The organism is Streptomyces sp. NPDC088707 (genome assembly GCF_044752725.1).
GTDB lineage: Bacteria > Actinomycetota > Actinomycetes > Streptomycetales > Streptomycetaceae > Streptomyces.
The window spans coordinates 136,816-150,776 of sequence record NZ_JBIVLV010000003.1 but is presented as its reverse complement, the minus strand read 5'-3'; the positions used below and the strand labels follow the sequence as shown (position 1 = coordinate 150,776).

Annotated in this window: 10 protein-coding genes; 6 read left to right on the top strand and 4 right to left on the bottom strand. The window is 73.1% G+C overall.

Going from position 1 to position 13,961, the window contains the following annotated elements:
• Window positions 1–43: 43 nt before the first annotated feature.
• Both acs and ACIP84_RS11405 read right to left on the bottom strand, forming a co-directional pair.
• Window positions 44–1,999 (bottom strand): acetate--CoA ligase, encoded by a 1,956-nt coding sequence (acs, locus tag ACIP84_RS11410; protein ID WP_355964164.1) that lies wholly within the window; start codon window positions 1,997–1,999, stop codon window positions 44–46.
• A 239-nt stretch (window positions 2,000–2,238) separates the two neighbouring features.
• Entirely contained in the window at window positions 2,239–4,593 is a 2,355-nt protein-coding gene (locus ACIP84_RS11405) for a SulP family inorganic anion transporter (RefSeq protein WP_401797387.1), read from the bottom strand.
• A gap of 313 nt (window positions 4,594–4,906) precedes the next feature.
• On the opposite strand from ACIP84_RS11405, the gene ACIP84_RS11400 reads away from it, so the two are divergent.
• Complete coding sequence (locus tag ACIP84_RS11400) at window positions 4,907–6,241, top strand: hypothetical protein (RefSeq protein ID WP_401797384.1); 1,335 nt, start codon at window positions 4,907–4,909, stop codon at window positions 6,239–6,241.
• Here the strand turns inward: ACIP84_RS11400 and ACIP84_RS11395 are convergent.
• Complete coding sequence (locus tag ACIP84_RS11395) at window positions 6,229–7,215, bottom strand: ATP-binding protein (RefSeq protein WP_355964159.1); 987 nt, start codon at window positions 7,213–7,215, stop codon at window positions 6,229–6,231. The two genes, ACIP84_RS11400 and ACIP84_RS11395, sit on opposite strands and share 13 nt — an antisense overlap.
• A 102-nt stretch (window positions 7,216–7,317) precedes the next feature.
• Here ACIP84_RS11395 and ACIP84_RS11390 point away from each other — a divergent pair, with 102 nt between their 5' ends.
• Complete coding sequence (locus ACIP84_RS11390; RefSeq protein WP_355964157.1) at window positions 7,318–8,136, top strand: oxidoreductase; 819 nt, start codon at window positions 7,318–7,320, stop codon at window positions 8,134–8,136.
• A 448-nt stretch (window positions 8,137–8,584) separates the two neighbouring features.
• On the opposite strand, the gene ACIP84_RS11385 is transcribed toward ACIP84_RS11390, so the two are convergent.
• Window positions 8,585–9,451, bottom strand: coding sequence for an HAD family hydrolase (locus ACIP84_RS11385; protein WP_401797380.1), 867 nt, complete (start codon window positions 9,449–9,451; stop codon window positions 8,585–8,587).
• Between the two features lie 450 nt (window positions 9,452–9,901).
• Here ACIP84_RS11385 and ssd point away from each other — a divergent pair, with 450 nt between their 5' ends.
• Genes ssd through ACIP84_RS11365 form a run of 4 tightly spaced genes read left to right on the top strand, consistent with a single transcriptional unit; the run spans window position 9,902 to window position 13,960 of the window.
• On the top strand, window positions 9,902–11,074 hold the full coding sequence (ssd, locus tag ACIP84_RS11380; protein WP_401797377.1) for a septum site-determining protein Ssd: 1,173 nt from the start codon (window positions 9,902–9,904) through the stop codon (window positions 11,072–11,074).
• On the top strand, window positions 11,071–12,237 hold the full coding sequence (locus tag ACIP84_RS11375; protein ID WP_401797374.1) for a TadA family conjugal transfer-associated ATPase: 1,167 nt from the start codon (window positions 11,071–11,073) through the stop codon (window positions 12,235–12,237). The genes ssd and ACIP84_RS11375 overlap by 4 nt, the downstream gene beginning before the upstream one ends.
• Window positions 12,234–13,124 (top strand): type II secretion system F family protein, encoded by an 891-nt coding sequence (locus ACIP84_RS11370; protein ID WP_401797371.1) that lies wholly within the window; start codon window positions 12,234–12,236, stop codon window positions 13,122–13,124. Before ACIP84_RS11375 ends, ACIP84_RS11370 begins: the two co-directional genes overlap by 4 nt.
• Window positions 13,121–13,960 (top strand): type II secretion system F family protein, encoded by an 840-nt coding sequence (locus ACIP84_RS11365; RefSeq protein ID WP_401797368.1) that lies wholly within the window; start codon window positions 13,121–13,123, stop codon window positions 13,958–13,960. Before ACIP84_RS11370 ends, ACIP84_RS11365 begins: the two co-directional genes overlap by 4 nt.
• Window position 13,961: the final 1 nt, after the last annotated feature.

Below are 13,961 nucleotides of genomic sequence, written 5' to 3'. Positions count from 1 at the left end.
CCCCACGGGATCGGGGCGGGCGTGGCGCTTCGTACGGCCGGGCTCAGTCCTCGCTGGAGGCGGCCGGCAGCTGGGTCTGGATGAGCGACATGACCGAGGAGTCGGTCAGCGTCGTGACGTCGCCCAGCTCGCGGTTCTCCGCCACGTCGCGCAGCAGACGGCGCATGATCTTGCCCGAGCGGGTCTTGGGCAGCTCCGCCACCGGCAGGACGCGCTTCGGCTTGGCGATCGGGCCGAGGGTCGCGCCGACGTGGTTGCGGAGCTCGGCGACCAGACTGTCGTCCTCGCTGGCCGTGCCGCGCAGGATGACGAAGGCGACGATCGCCTGACCGGTGGTCTCGTCGGCGGCACCGACGACGGCCGCCTCGGCGACGGCCGGGTGCGAGACGAGGGCCGACTCGACTTCGGTGGTCGAGATGTTGTGACCGGAGACGAGCATGACGTCGTCGACCCGGCCGAGCAGCCAGATGTCGCCGTCGTCGTCCTTCTTGGCCCCGTCACCGGCGAAGTACTTGCCTTCGAAGCGGGACCAGTACGTGTCGATGTAGCGCTGGTCGTCGCCCCAGATGGTGCGGAGCATCGACGGCCACGGCTCGGTGAGGACCAGGTAGCCACCGCCGCCGTTCGGCACCTCGTTGGCCTCGTCGTCGACGACGGTCGCGGCGATGCCGGGCAGCGGGCGCTGGGCGGAGCCCGGCTTGGTCTCGGTGACGCCCGGCAGCGGCGAGATCATCATCGCGCCGGTCTCGGTCTGCCACCAGGTGTCCACGATGGGGGTCTTGCCCGCGCCGATGTGCTCGCGGTACCAGACCCAGGCCTCGGGGTTGATCGGCTCGCCGACCGAACCGAGCACCCGGAGGCTCGACAGGTCGAACTTGGCGGGGATGTCGTCGCCCCACTTCATGAACGTGCGGATCGCGGTCGGCGCCGTGTAGAGGATGGTGACGCCGTACTTCTGCACGATCTCCCAGAACCGCCCCTGGTGCGGGGTGTCCGGGGTGCCCTCGTACATGACCTGCGTCGCGCCGTTGGCCAGCGGGCCGTAGACGATGTACGAGTGCCCGGTGACCCAGCCGATGTCGGCGGTGCACCAGTAGACGTCGGTCTCCGGCTTGAGGTCGAAGACGGCGTGGTGGGTGTACGCGGCCTGGGTGAGGTAGCCGCCGGAGGTGTGCAGGATGCCCTTCGGCTTCCCCGTGGTGCCCGAGGTGTAGAGGATGAAGAGCGGGTGCTCCGCCTCGAAGGCCTCCGGGGTGTGCTCGGCGGGCTGGCGGGCGACGATGTCGTCCCACCACACGTCGCGGCCCTCGGTGAACGCGGTGTCCTGGCCCGTACGGCGGACCACGAGGACGTGCTCGACCTGCGGGCACTTGGCGACGGCCTCGTCGATGGCCGGCTTGAGGGCGCTCGGCTTGCCGCGGCGGTAGCCGCCGTCGGCGGTGACCACCAGCTTGGCGTCGGCGTCCTGGATGCGGGAGGCCACGGCGTCGGCCGAGAAGCCGCCGAAGACCACCGAGTGGGCGGCGCCGACGCGGGCGCAGGCCAGCATCGTGATGGCCGCCTCGGGGATCATCGGCAGGTAGACGGCGACGCGGTCGCCCTTGCGGACGCCCAGCTCGGTCAGGGCGTTGGCCGCCTTGGAGACCTCGTCCTTGAGCTCGGCGTAGGTGATCGAGCGGCTGTCGCCCGGCTCGCCCTCGAAGTGGATGGCGACCCGGTCGCCGTGGCCGGCCTCGACGTGCCGGTCGACGCAGTTGTACGCGACGTTCAGCTCGCCGTCCGCGAACCACTTGGCGAACGGCGGGTTCGACCAGTCGAGGGTCTCGGTCGGCTCGGTGGCCCAGGTCAGGCGCTTGGCCTGCTCGGCCCAGAAGCCCAGCCTGTCCGCCTTGGCCTGCTCGTACGCCTCCGCCGTCACGTTGGCGTGCGCGGCCAGCTCGGCGGGCGGCGAAAATCGACGCTCTTCCCGAAGCAGATTGGCCAGGCTTTCGTTGCTCACGACATCTCCCTTTCCCAGGGCGTCCTCTGTGCGTATGTGTCCCGCGTCATAGCTCATCAGTCGGAGGCCCGGGTGACAAGAGCCTCCAGGCAATTGGTTTAGACCTGTGAGTCGTCTGGTGTGCGGGGGCCCCTCCTCCCGAGCGGTGGGAGAAGGGGCCACACAGTCTCACGGACCGGGGGAGCGGAAGGTTCAGGACGCGCTGCCCCGACCGCGATCGGGACGGCGCCGCCCTGCGATCAGGAGGCCTTCGCCGCTTCCAGGGGTTCCGTCGGCATGACCTGGGTGAACACGTCGTCGTACGAGTGCACCTCGTCCGTCCCGGAGAGGAGGTAGGCCTGTGCCTCTCCCACGTGGAAGTACACGCCGTGCAGTGAGAGCGTGCCCTCGGCGAGCCGCCGTGCCACCGGCTCGTACGCCCGCAGGTGCTCCAACTGCTGGACCACGTTGGTCAGGCAGAGCTGCTCGACCGCGTCCGCCGGAAGCCTCCCGGAGATCCGGGCCCAGGCGTGTCTCTTGCTCACCATCCGCTCCAGGCTGGGTCTGCCGTGGCGCAGCCAGCGGCGGAGCGGGGTCGGCGGGTCGTCCGGGCCGGCGTTGAGCAGGGCCTGCATCGCGCCGCAGCCCGAATGGCCGCAGACGGTGATCGACTCGACCCTCAGCACCTCCACCGCGTACTCGATCGCGGCCGCCACCGAGTCGTCGCCGCTCTCCTCGCCCGGCAGGGGGACGAGGTTCCCGACGTTCCGCACGGTGAACAGGTCACCGGGGCCGCTCGACGTGATCATGCTCGTGACGAGGCGGGAGTCGGCGCAGGTCAGGAAGAGCTGCGAGGGGGTCTGGCCCTCCCGGGCGAGCCGCGCGAGCTCGTCCCGGACCAGGGGGGCCGTGTTCCGCTGGAACTTGCCGATGCCGCTGGCCAGCTTCAGACCCGTCGTCCGAGGGGCCTCCACGGCCTCGTCGGCCCGCTCGTCCGGCTGCTCGCCGCACTGGTGGTTGTGCCACGGCGTCCAGGGCCGGCAGCAGGTGTGCGCGGCGGCGGCCGAGGGAGTGGGCTCGGCGATCCTCGTCCCGGCGGGTCCGGTCGTCTCGACCGTCCCGCCATGGGCGAGGTGCCCCGCGGTCCAGTCGCTGAGCGTCTCGTAGGCGGCGTGGTCCATGAAGGAGCCGTCGAGCTCGACCACCACGTCGGATCCGTGGGGCAGTTGGTGCAGGGCGCGGCTCAGCCGGGGCACGGCCAGGAAGGTCAGCTGGCCCCGGACCTGCAGATGCTGGCGCCCGTCCCGCTCCTCGCGGGTGATCCTCGTCCGGGCGAGCCGGTGCAGGGCGACCGCGATGGCCACGCCGATGCCGAGGGCGACGCCCTCCAGGAGGCCGATGAGGACGACGCCGGACAGCGTCACCGCGTAGACGACGACCTCGCGGTGCCGGGTGACGGTGCGGATGTGGGTGATGCTGACCATCTGGATGCCGACCACCATGACGAGGGCGGCGAGCGCGGGCAGCGGGATCAGGTCGAGCACGGGCACGAGCAGCAGGGCCGCGAGCACGATCCACAGACCGTGCAGCATCGTGGAGGCGCGGCTGACCGCGCCCGCCGAGACGTTGGCGACGCTGCGGACCGCGACGCCGGCGACCGGCAGGCCGCCGAGCGCCCCCGAGACCACGTTGGCGGCACCCTGACCGGCGAGTTCGCGGTCGAGGGCGGAGCGCGGGATGCCCCGGCCGCCGTCCGGGCGGGCGGCGACCAGCTTGTCGACCGCGACGGCGGACAGCAGCGACTGCACGCTGGTGACCAGTGTGATCGTCAGCACCCCGGCCGCGATGCCGAGCACCGGGCCCTCGGGCAGACCGGGCAGGGCGTGGCTGCTCCAGGAGGGCAGGTCGACGCGCGGGACGGCGAGCCCGGCGAACGTCGCGACCGCCGTCGCGCCGAGCACCGCGACGAGCGCGGCCGGGACCTTGCGTACGAGCTTCCCGGCCCGGCCCGGCAGCCGGGGCCAGCACAGCAGCACGGCCACGGTGAGGGCGCTGATGCCGAGCGCCGCCGGGTGGATGTGCGCCAACTGGGCGGGCAGGCCGATGACGTTGTCGACGGCGGAGCTCTGCGGGGTGCTGCCGAGCACGATGTGGAGCTGGGCGAGGGCGATGGTGACGCCGATGCCGGCGAGCATGCCGTGCACGATCGCGGGCGAGACGGCGAGCGCCGAGCGGGCCACGCGGAGTGCGGAGAGTCCGAGTTGGACGAACCCGGCGAGCACGGTGATGGCGCAGGTGGTGCGCCAGCCGTACAGCTGGATGAGCTCGGCGGTCACCACGGTGAGGCCGGCGGCGGGGCCGCTGACCTGGAGCGGGGAACCGCCGAACCGGCCGGCGACCAGACCGCCGACGGCGGCGGCGACCAGGCCGGACTGGAGCGGGGCTCCGGTGGCGAGCGCGATGCCGAGCGAGAGCGGCAGCGCGATCAGGAAGACGGCGATGGACGCCGACAGGTCGGCGCCGGCGACACGGAAGCGTCGCGGCGGCTCCGGCGGGCTGTGGGGCCGCTGGACGCGGGGTCGGTTGGTCGTGCGGTCAGGGGTGCAGAGGGTCATTCCCGTCTCCTCCGGGGCGGCGCGGTCGCGGTTCGTGCGGGACGAACGTGGGGGCTCGCGGCCGTGGGTCACGGCGTGCAGCGGCGGGATGCATGGCGGCGGCAAGGCGGGATCGCCGCCGGGGCGAGGATCAACGCTCGGTAAATGGATCGTAATGGAGAGTAAAGACTCCGGCATTATTTTCGGGGCAAACAGGGCAATGATTCACCGGTTCCGGTGAAGGCTGAACGGATTGCCGCTTGTCGTTTCATCACTCCGGCTCTCGCGGTGCGACGTTGACGCCGCTCGCACGGAACCGAGGAGAGGTGCGCGGATGACAGCCGCCGGGAGAAGGACCACTGCCCAGAGGAAGGCGCTCGCCGCCGGTGCCCTCGCCGTCGCCCTGATCGGCGGCCTCGCCGGCTGCTCGGGCTCCGACGGCACTGCCACGAAGAGCGCGCCGGGCGGTGAAGGCGCCAAGAAGGCGCCGGCCGCCGCCCCGCAGAACGCGGTCCGGCTGATCGGCGACGGCTCCACCGCCTTCACCGGCGTCCAGCCCCACCAACCCGCCTGGCAGCGCCTCAAGCCGGGCGAGACCCCGCCGCAGTTCGTCGTCTTCTCGTGGGACGGCGCCGGCGAGGACAGCCAGAAGCTCTTCTCCCACTTCCGCAAGGTGGGCAGGAAGTACGACGCCACCATGACGTACTTCCTCAGTGGCGTGTACCTGCTGCCCGAGGAGAAGCGGGAGCTCTACGACCCGCCGCAGCACAGCGCCGGGCGCTCCGACATCGGCTTCAACGACACCGAGGGCATCCGTGCCACCGTCCGCGAACTGCGCGGCGCGTGGCAGGAGGGCAACGAGATCGGCACCCACTTCAACGGGCACTTCTGCGGGGCCGAGGGCGGCGTCGGCACCTGGTCCGTCGAGGAGTGGAAGAGCGAGATCCGGCAGGCCAAGTCCTTCGTCAAGAACTGGAAGACCAACTCGGGGCTGCGCTCCGAGCAGCCGCTGCCGTTCGACTACGACAAGGAGCTCGTCGGCGCCCGCACCCCCTGCCTCGAAGGCCGGACGAACTTCGTGCAGGCGGCCGCGCAGCTGGGCTTCCGCTACGACACGAGCGGCGTCAACGACCACATCTGGCCCAAGAAGGACCTGGGCCTGTGGGACCTGTCGCTCCAGCTCGTGCCGGTCCCGGGCCGCGCCTTCCAGACGCTGTCCATGGACTACAACTTCATGGTCAACCAGTCCCCGGGCACGACCCAGGGCGACCCGTCCCAGCGTGAGCGCTGGGGCGACCAGATGCGGGACGGCCTGGTGCAGGCCTTCGAGCGCTCCTACCGGGGCAACCGTGCGCCGCTGATCATCGGCAACCACTTCGAGTCCTGGAACGGTGGCGTGTACATGCGGGCCATCGAGGAGACCATCGCCACGGTCTGCGTCCAGAAGGACGTGAAGTGCGTGTCCTTCCGGCAGCTCGCCGACTGGCTCGACGCCCAGGACCCCGACGTCATCGCCAAGATGCGCACCCTGAAGGTCGGCGAGGCCCCTGCGGCCGGTTGGAAGGCCTTCCTCGCCCCCCAGCCGGCCACGACCCCGGCCGCCCCGGCGGCGGCAGGCGCCCCCGCCCCGGCGGCCGGCCGCGGCGCCGGGGGACGTCAAGCAGGCTGAACGGCGCCGAGACTCTCGGCGAGTACGAAGTCGGGGTCGACCTGCGCAGCCAGGTCGGCCCCGGTCTTGGCGTTGCCCCAGCTCTCCGCGTTGCGCAGGTGGAAGTGGACCATCTGGCGCGTGTAGCGGTCCCAGTCGCGTTCGGCGTACGAGTCGTCCGCCGCGTCCTGGAGAGCCTGGAGCGACATGCGGTTGTCCGCCTCCAGGAGCTCGAAGCGGGGCGGGCGGCCCTTCTCCATCGCGCGGACCCAGTCCGAGTGGCCCACCGTCACGAGCAGGTCGTCGCCGACCTCCGCGCGCAGGAAGTCCAGGTCGTCCTGGCCCTGCACCTTGTTGCCGACGACCTTCAGCGCGACGCCGAAGTCCCGCGCGTACTCCTTGTACTGGCGGTAGACCGAGACGCCCTTGCGGGTCGGCTCGGCGACCAGGAACGTCATGTCGAAGCGGGTGAAGAGGCCGGAGGCGAAGGAGTCCGAACCGGCGGTCATGTCGACCACCACGTACTCGTCGGCGCCGTCCACCAGGTGGTTCAGGCAGAGCTCCACCGCGCCGACCTTCGAGTGGTAGCAGGACACCCCGAGGTCCGACTCCGTGAAGGGGCCGGTCGCCATCAGACGGATCTCACCGTCGTCGAGCGGCACCGTCCGCGCGCAGGCCTCGTAGACCGGGTTCTCCTCGCGGACCCGCAGCAGCCGCGAGCCCTCCCCGGGCGGCGTCGTCTTGATCATGGTGTCGGCGGAGACGATCCGCGGGTTGCTGCCCCGCAGGTACTCCTTGATGAGCGGCAGATGCGCGCCCATCGCGGGTAGCGCGGCTGCGTCCTCGTCGGGCAGGCCGAGCGCGGTGCCCAGATGCTGGTTGATGTCGGCGTCGACGGCTACGACCGGGGCTTCGTTGGCGGCGAGGTGGCGGATGAAGAGCGAGGACAGCGTGGTCTTGCCGCTGCCGCCCTTCCCCACGAAAGCGATCTTCATGTTCACCTAGGGTAGTGGTATGAACGCGCCGCGTGGCCGGGATGCGTGAAGAAGACCACTCCATCGTGGGGCGGGCCGCCCGGGCGCGTAGCCTCCCTACTTATGAGTACGCACGCCTCTGACCCCTTGGCCGCCCTCGGCTCCCTGCCGGGCGTCGCCGACGCGGTGGACTCCGTACGCAAGGCCGTCGACCGGGTCTACGGCCACCGTGTGATGCGCCGCCGCAGCAACGAGATCTCCTCCGAGGCGGCCCTGCGCGGGGCGCGCGGCTCGGCCGCGCTCTCCGGGGCCGACTGGGCCCTGGAAGAGGTCCGCCGCCGCACCGACTTCAGCGCCGACGCCGAGGCCCGCACGGTCGGCGCCGCGCTGCGCCTCGGCGCGGAGGCCGGTCAGCTGCTCTCCATCTGGCGCCAGTCGCCGCTGCGGGTCCTCGCCCGGCTCCACCTGGTCGCCGCGGGCGACCCGGGCGCATCGGTGGGCCGGCCCCGGCTGGACGGCGAGTCGGTCGACGAGCCGCTGGTCACGGCCCCGCTGCCGACGCCCGCCGAGGTCGGCGGACGACTCGACGGCCTGGCGGAGCTCATCGTCGCGGGCGGCGAGGCCCCCGCGCTCGTGACGGCCGCCGTGGTCCACGGCGAGCTGCTCGCACTGCGCCCCTTCACCTCGTACAACGGCCTGGTGGCACGCGCCGCCGAGCGGATCGCGCTGGTCGGCAGCGGCCTCGACCCCAAGGCGATCTGCCCGGCGGAGGTCGGTCACGCGGAGCAGGGACGGGCCGCTTACCTCGCCGCCTTCGAGGGCTACCTGTCCGGGACGCCGGAGGGCGTGGGCGGCTGGATCGCGCACTGCGGACGCTCGGTCGAACTCGGTGTCCGCGAGTCGACGGCCGTGTGCGAGGCCCTCCAGCGCGGCGCGGCCTGATCTGGAACGGCGGGGGCTGCACCGGGACGGCGCGGCCTGGCCCGGAACGGCGGGGACGGCGGCGCGGGCCCGAATCCCCGGGCTCGTGCACGCGGTCGGCTGCCCGGGTCCGAATCCCGGTCCCGGCAAACGAATCCGGGCCCCTCGCGGGGCCCGGAACGGGTTGCGGCGGCACCAGTTCTGGTACCGCCGCTGGCACGTCTACCCAGTTACCAGGCGTCCTCGAATATGTGCCCATCAGGCCGGGAACTTTGCCCGTGGCCTGGTGCGGCTGGCCCGTAATCGACGGGTCGACGTCGCGTGGGTGCTCGGTTTCTGTGCTAGGTCCGTGGGGCCTTCATGCTCAACAGGTGATCCTCTCGGATGTCCTCGGTCTCGCGGGCCTGATTCCTTTCTACTCCTGTCGGGGTAGAAGCGAAAGTGCTGGGTCCACTTCTCTGCTCATTGCTCAAATTCGGGCAAAGTCATCCGTGAGCCGAGGGGCGAGCGCGGCCTGCCGGCGCCGGGCGGCGTACCAGACGAGTCCGGCCCCCACGGCCGCCGCGCCCACCGCCGCCGCGGCGACGAGCGTGGGACGGGGCGGCATGCGGAATTCGGGCAGCCGCTGCTTGAGCCGTACCGGCTTCTCGAAGGCGAGAACCGGCCATTCCCGAGCCACGGCCTCACGGCGCAGCGCCCGGTCCGGATTGACCACGTGCGGGTGGCCGACGGCCTCCAGCATGGGGATGTCGGTCGCCGAGTCGCTGTACGCGTAGCAGCGCGAGAGGTCGTAGCCCTCGGACTTCGCGAGCTCCCGGACGGCCTCCGCCTTCGTCGGCCCGTAGGCGTAGTACTCCACCTCACCGGTGAAGCAGCCGTCCTCGCCGACCACCATCCGGGTGGCGACGACCCGGTCGGCGCCGAGCATCTCGCCGATCGGCTCGACGACCTCGGCGCCGGAGGTCGAGACGATCACGACGTCGCGGCCGGCGGCGTGGTGCTTCTCGATGAGAGAGGCGGCCTCGTCGTAGATGATCGGGTCGATCAGGTCGTGAAGGGTCTCGGCGACGAGCTCCTTCACCTGGGCCACGTTCCAGCCTTTGCAGAGCGCGGAAAGATATTCACGCATCCGCTCCATCTGGTCGTGATCGGCCCCACCTGCCAGGAAGACGAACTGGATGTAGGCCGTCCGCAGGGCGGCGCGGCGGCTGATCAGTCCGCCCCGGTAGAAGGACTTGCTGAAGGTCAGCGTCGAGGACTTCGCAATGACCGTCTTGTCCAGGTCAAAGAAGGCGGCTGTGCGCGGCAAGGAGTGGTTTTCCACAAGCCTGAGCATAGGTGCCCGCCATTCGGCGTACGCTGGGGCGCGTGGGTTTGCCTGAGAAGGCTCTCGGGTACACCATGGAAGTCACGGATCGTTCGCGACCGTGCTAACCCGGTCCGGCTCCTCCCCCCCCGAGTCGGCCGGAGAGACGACCCCCGCTCTCCCCCCCGGCGGGGGTCGTCGCATGTCCGGAGCCGTTTCGGCGCTCTGGGGCATCGCCCGCCTCCTTCCTCCCGGCCGTCGGCCGCGCATCGTCCGGCGCTCTGCCGGGCCTTCGATTCCTCACTCACAGTAACCGGCAGGATGCGTTCCGGGCAGCCCCCGGAGGGGTGACGAAGTTATTCACAGGGCTTCGGATATCCCCAGTTTTTCGGCAAGATCCCCAGGATTTCCGGTTCGGCCCCACGGTGATTCCTGTCGCGAAGTTCGCGAACGGCAGGAATCACGAGAGGGGTGTGGGCCATGGAGGCATCCAGGACTTCCGGGGGCAGGGGTGCGAGGCGGACCTCGGTGCCGGGCGGGGCGGACCGGGCCCCGGTGCCGAGTGGTCCGGACCGGCCCGGCACCCGAGAGCAGCTCCGCACGGGGCCGTTGATCGTCACCGAGGACCTCGGCCTGCTCGACGACCTCCTGCGGCTGTGCGCGGCGGCCGGGGTCGAACCCGAGGTGCACCACCGCGTGCCGGAGCGGCGGGCGAGCTGGACCGATCCGCCGCTCGTCCTGGTCGGCGACGACGTCGCGGAGCGATGCCGGGGAGCGGCGCGTCGCCCGGGGACCGTCCTCGTCGGGCGCGACCGGGACGATTCGGGGGTGTGGCGGCTCGCCGTCGAGATCGGGGCCGAGTGCGTCCTGCGGCTGCCGGACGCCGAGGGCCTCCTCGTCGACCGCATCGCCGACGCGTCCGAGGGTGTGGGCCGGCAGGCCATGACCGTCGGGGTCGTCGGCGGGCGAGGCGGCGCGGGCGCCTCCACCCTGGCCTGCGGTCTGGCCCTGGCTGCCGCGCGATCCGGGCGGCGCACCCTGCTCGTCGACGGCGACCCCCTGGGCGGGGGACTCGACGTGTTGCTCGGCGGCGAGCGCGAGCAGGGCAGACGATGGCCCGACTTCACGGCCTCGAAGGGCCGGCTGGCCGGCGGCGCCCTGGAGGAGTCGCTGCCGTCCGTGCGGGGTGTCCGGGTGCTCAGCTGGGGCAGGGAGCCCGCGGCGTCGGTGCCGGCCGAGGCCGTGCGGTCCGTGCTCGCCGCGGCCCGCCGCCGGGGCGGGGTCGTCGTGGTCGACCTGCCGCGCGCGGCCGACCGGGCGGCCGTCGAGGCCCTGGCCCAGCTCGACCTCGGACTGCTCGTCGTGCCGGGCGAGTTGAGGGCCGTCGCGGCCGCGCACCGAGTGGCGTCGACCCTCTCCATGGGGGTGCGCGACCTGCGGGCCGTGGTCCGCGGACCGTACGCGGCCGGGCTCGACGAGCGATGGATCGCCGACGCGCTGCGGCTGCCGCTCGCCGGTGAACTCCCCTACGACCCGGGGATCGTGGCCGACCAGGACGCGGGTGTACCGCCGGGCGCCGAGCCCCGCGGCCCCCTCGGCCGGTTCTGCGACGCCTTCTGGGCGCACGCCCTCGCCTCAGGTGGTGCGGTGTGACCGGGGGCGCGGGCGGCGGCGCGGGGCTGCTCGACGCGGTGCGGCAGCGGCTCGCGGCAAGCGGGTCCGAGCCCACCCCGGCGCGGGTCGCGGCGGCGCTCAGGGCGCAGGGTCGGCTGCTCGGTGACGCGGAAGTGCTGGGTGTGGCAGAGGAGTTGCGGTGTGAGCTGATCGGCAGCGGACCGCTTGAACCGCTGCTCGCCGACCCGGCCGTCACGGACGTCCTGGTCGCCGCACCCGACCGGGTGTGGGTGGACCGGGGCGCCGGACTGGAGCGGGCACCGGTGTCCTTCACGGACGCCGCCGCCGTGCGCAGGCTCGCTCAACGGCTCGCGGCGGTGGCCGGCCGCAGGCTCGACGACGCCAGGCCCTGGGTGGACGCGCGACTGCCCGACGGCACCCGGATGCACGCGGTGCTGCCACCGGTGGCGGTCGGTTCGACCTGTCTGTCGCTCCGGGTGGTCCGCCCGCGCGCTTTCACCCTGGAGGAGCTCGCGGCGGCGGGGACGGTGCCGCCGGGCGGCGCCCCCATCCTGCGCGCGCTCATCGACGCCCGGGTGTCGTACCTGGTCAGCGGTGGGACGGGGACAGGGAAGACCACACTGCTCGCCTCCCTCCTCGGCCTGGTGGGAGAGCGGGAGCGGATCGTCCTGGCCGAGGACTCGGCGGAGCTGCGGCCCGACCATCCGCACGTGGTGCGTCTGGAGGCGCGGCCCGCGAACCAGGAGGGCGCCGGACTGGTGACGCTGCGGGACCTGGTCCGGCAGGCGCTGCGGATGCGGCCGGACCGGCTGGTGGTCGGCGAGGTCCGGGGCGGTGAGGCGGTCGATCTGCTCGCCGCTCTCAACACCGGCCATGAGGGCGGCTCGGGCACGGTCCACGCCAACACCGCGGCGGACGTGCCGGCGCGTCTCGAAGCCCTGGGGACGGCGGCCGGGCTCGACCGGGCAGCGCTGCACAGCCAGTTGGGGGCGGGTCTGTCGGTCGTGCTCCATCTGGCGCGCGACCGGGACGGGCGGCGGCGGATCGCCGAGGCGCACGTCCTGGAGCGGGACCGGGACGGCCTGGTGCGGACGGTTCCCGCGCTGCGGTGGGACCCGGCCGGGTTCGTGCGGGAGCGGGGCTGGGAGCGGCTGAGGTCGCTGATCGGAGGGGGATCGTGAGTACGACGGGGTGGTCGGTACGGGACGTGGCCCAGGCGGCGTTGGCGGTCTGCGCGGTCGTGGCGTTGTGGGAGGCGGCCGAGCGGAGGCGCGTCACGGGCCGGGCGCGGATGCTGCTCGCCGGTGGGGGCGCCGGGCTCCCCGCGGTCGCCGGTGGCCCTGCGGTGTGGTCGGCGGTGGCCGCGCGCTGGTGGGCCGTGCTGCGGGGGCGGAGGGCCTGGCTGTGTCTGCCGGCGGCGGGAGTCGTCGCGGTGCTCGGAGAGTCGCTGCTGCCACTGGTGTTGGGGGCGGTCGCGGTGCCGGTCGTCGGGCGGCGGTTGCGGGAGGCCGGGCGCCGGAGGGAACGCGAGGCGCGGGCCGAGCGCGTGGTGGCCCTGTGCGGGGCCGTCGTGGGGGAGCTGAGGGCCGGTTGGCAGCCCGCGCAGGCCCTGTCCTTCGCGGCCCGTGAGACGGGCGCGCTCGGCGGCGAGGAGGCGGCGGTGCTCGCGGCGGCCCGGTTCGGCGGGGACGTGCCGGAGGCCCTGCGGAGAGCGGCCGGGCAGGACGGCGCCGACGGGCTCGCGGGCATGGCGGCGTGCTGGCAGGTGGCCGTGGACGGCGGCGCGGGCCTGGCCGCCGGGCTCGACCGGCTCGAAGCGGCCCTGCGGGACCACCGTGAGCAGGGCGAGCGGCTGCGCGCCGAACTTGCCGGGGCCTGGGCGACGGTGGCCGTCCTCGCGGTGCTGCCGCTCGCCGGTGTCGCGCTCGGCGCGGCGCTGGGCGCGGACCCGCTGCGGGTGCTGCTGCACACACCGGCGGGCCTGGGCTGCCTCGTCGTGGGCGGGGCTCTGGAGGCGGCCGGACTGTGGTGGGCCGCGCGGATCGTCCGAGGAGGGGAGCGGGCGTGAGGGGGGCCGTGCAGGCGGCCGCGGTGGCGGCCTTGGCGATCGTCTGCTGCGAGCAGGGGGTGCGGGAGCTGGTGTGCCGGCGGAGGGCGCGCGGGATGCGGCGGAGGCTCCGAGACCTGCTGCCGACCCAGACCCAGAGCCAGACCCCGACCCCGACCTCGACCTCGACCCCGGCCCAGCCCTCCACCCCGACGCCGGCCTCGGCCACGCGACTGCGGAAGGTTCCGTCCGGGCTGCCGCGGTGGGTGGGGTACGGGGCGGCGCCCCTCGGGGCGGCCGGGCTCGGCTGGGTGCTCTTCGGCGTGTTCGGCGGTCTGGTGGCGGCTGTCCTGGTGGCCGCGGCCGCCAGGCGCGGCCAGGCGCGCGGGGCCGCCGCGCCGGCGGAGGCCGAGGACGACGCGGTGCGGCATCTTCCGCTGGCCGCCGATCTGTTGGCTGCCTGTGCCTCGGCAGGAGCCGGGCCCGGTGAGGCGGCGGAGGCCGTCGGACGGTCCCTCGGCGGCGCGCTGGGCGAACGACTGACCCGTACGGCGGCCGAACTGCGGCTCGGCGGCGAACCGGCCGAGGTGTGGCGGAGGTTCGGCGCGATACCGGGTGCCTTAGGCCTTGCCCGCTGCATGGAACGGGCCGGCTCCTCGGGAGCGCCCGCGGCGGAGGCGGTGGCCCGGCACGCGGCCGCGCTGCGAGCGGCCCGCGCCCGGACGGCGGCGGCCGGGGCGCGCCGGGCGCAGGTGCTGATCAGCGGGCCCGTGGGGCTCTGCTTCCTGCCGGCCTTCCTGGCGGTGGGTGTGGCCCCGGTGGTGATCGGCCTGGCGACGGGACTTCTGGACGGATGAA

What these genes read in the sequence shown, in the direction of transcription:
- ACIP84_RS11405 (WP_401797387.1), bottom strand. Translation starts at nt 4,593, where the DNA reads ATGACCCTCTGCACCCCTGACCGCACGACCAACCGACCCCGCGTCCAG.
- ACIP84_RS11400 (WP_401797384.1), top strand. Translation starts at nt 4,907, where the DNA reads ATGACAGCCGCCGGGAGAAGGACCACTGCCCAGAGGAAGGCGCTCGCC.
- ACIP84_RS11395 (WP_355964159.1), bottom strand. Translation starts at nt 7,215, where the DNA reads ATGAAGATCGCTTTCGTGGGGAAGGGCGGCAGCGGCAAGACCACGCTG.
- ACIP84_RS11390 (WP_355964157.1), top strand. Translation starts at nt 7,318, where the DNA reads ATGAGTACGCACGCCTCTGACCCCTTGGCCGCCCTCGGCTCCCTGCCG.
- ACIP84_RS11385 (WP_401797380.1), bottom strand. Translation starts at nt 9,451, where the DNA reads ATGCTCAGGCTTGTGGAAAACCACTCCTTGCCGCGCACAGCCGCCTTC.
- ssd (WP_401797377.1), top strand. Translation starts at nt 9,902, where the DNA reads ATGGAGGCATCCAGGACTTCCGGGGGCAGGGGTGCGAGGCGGACCTCG.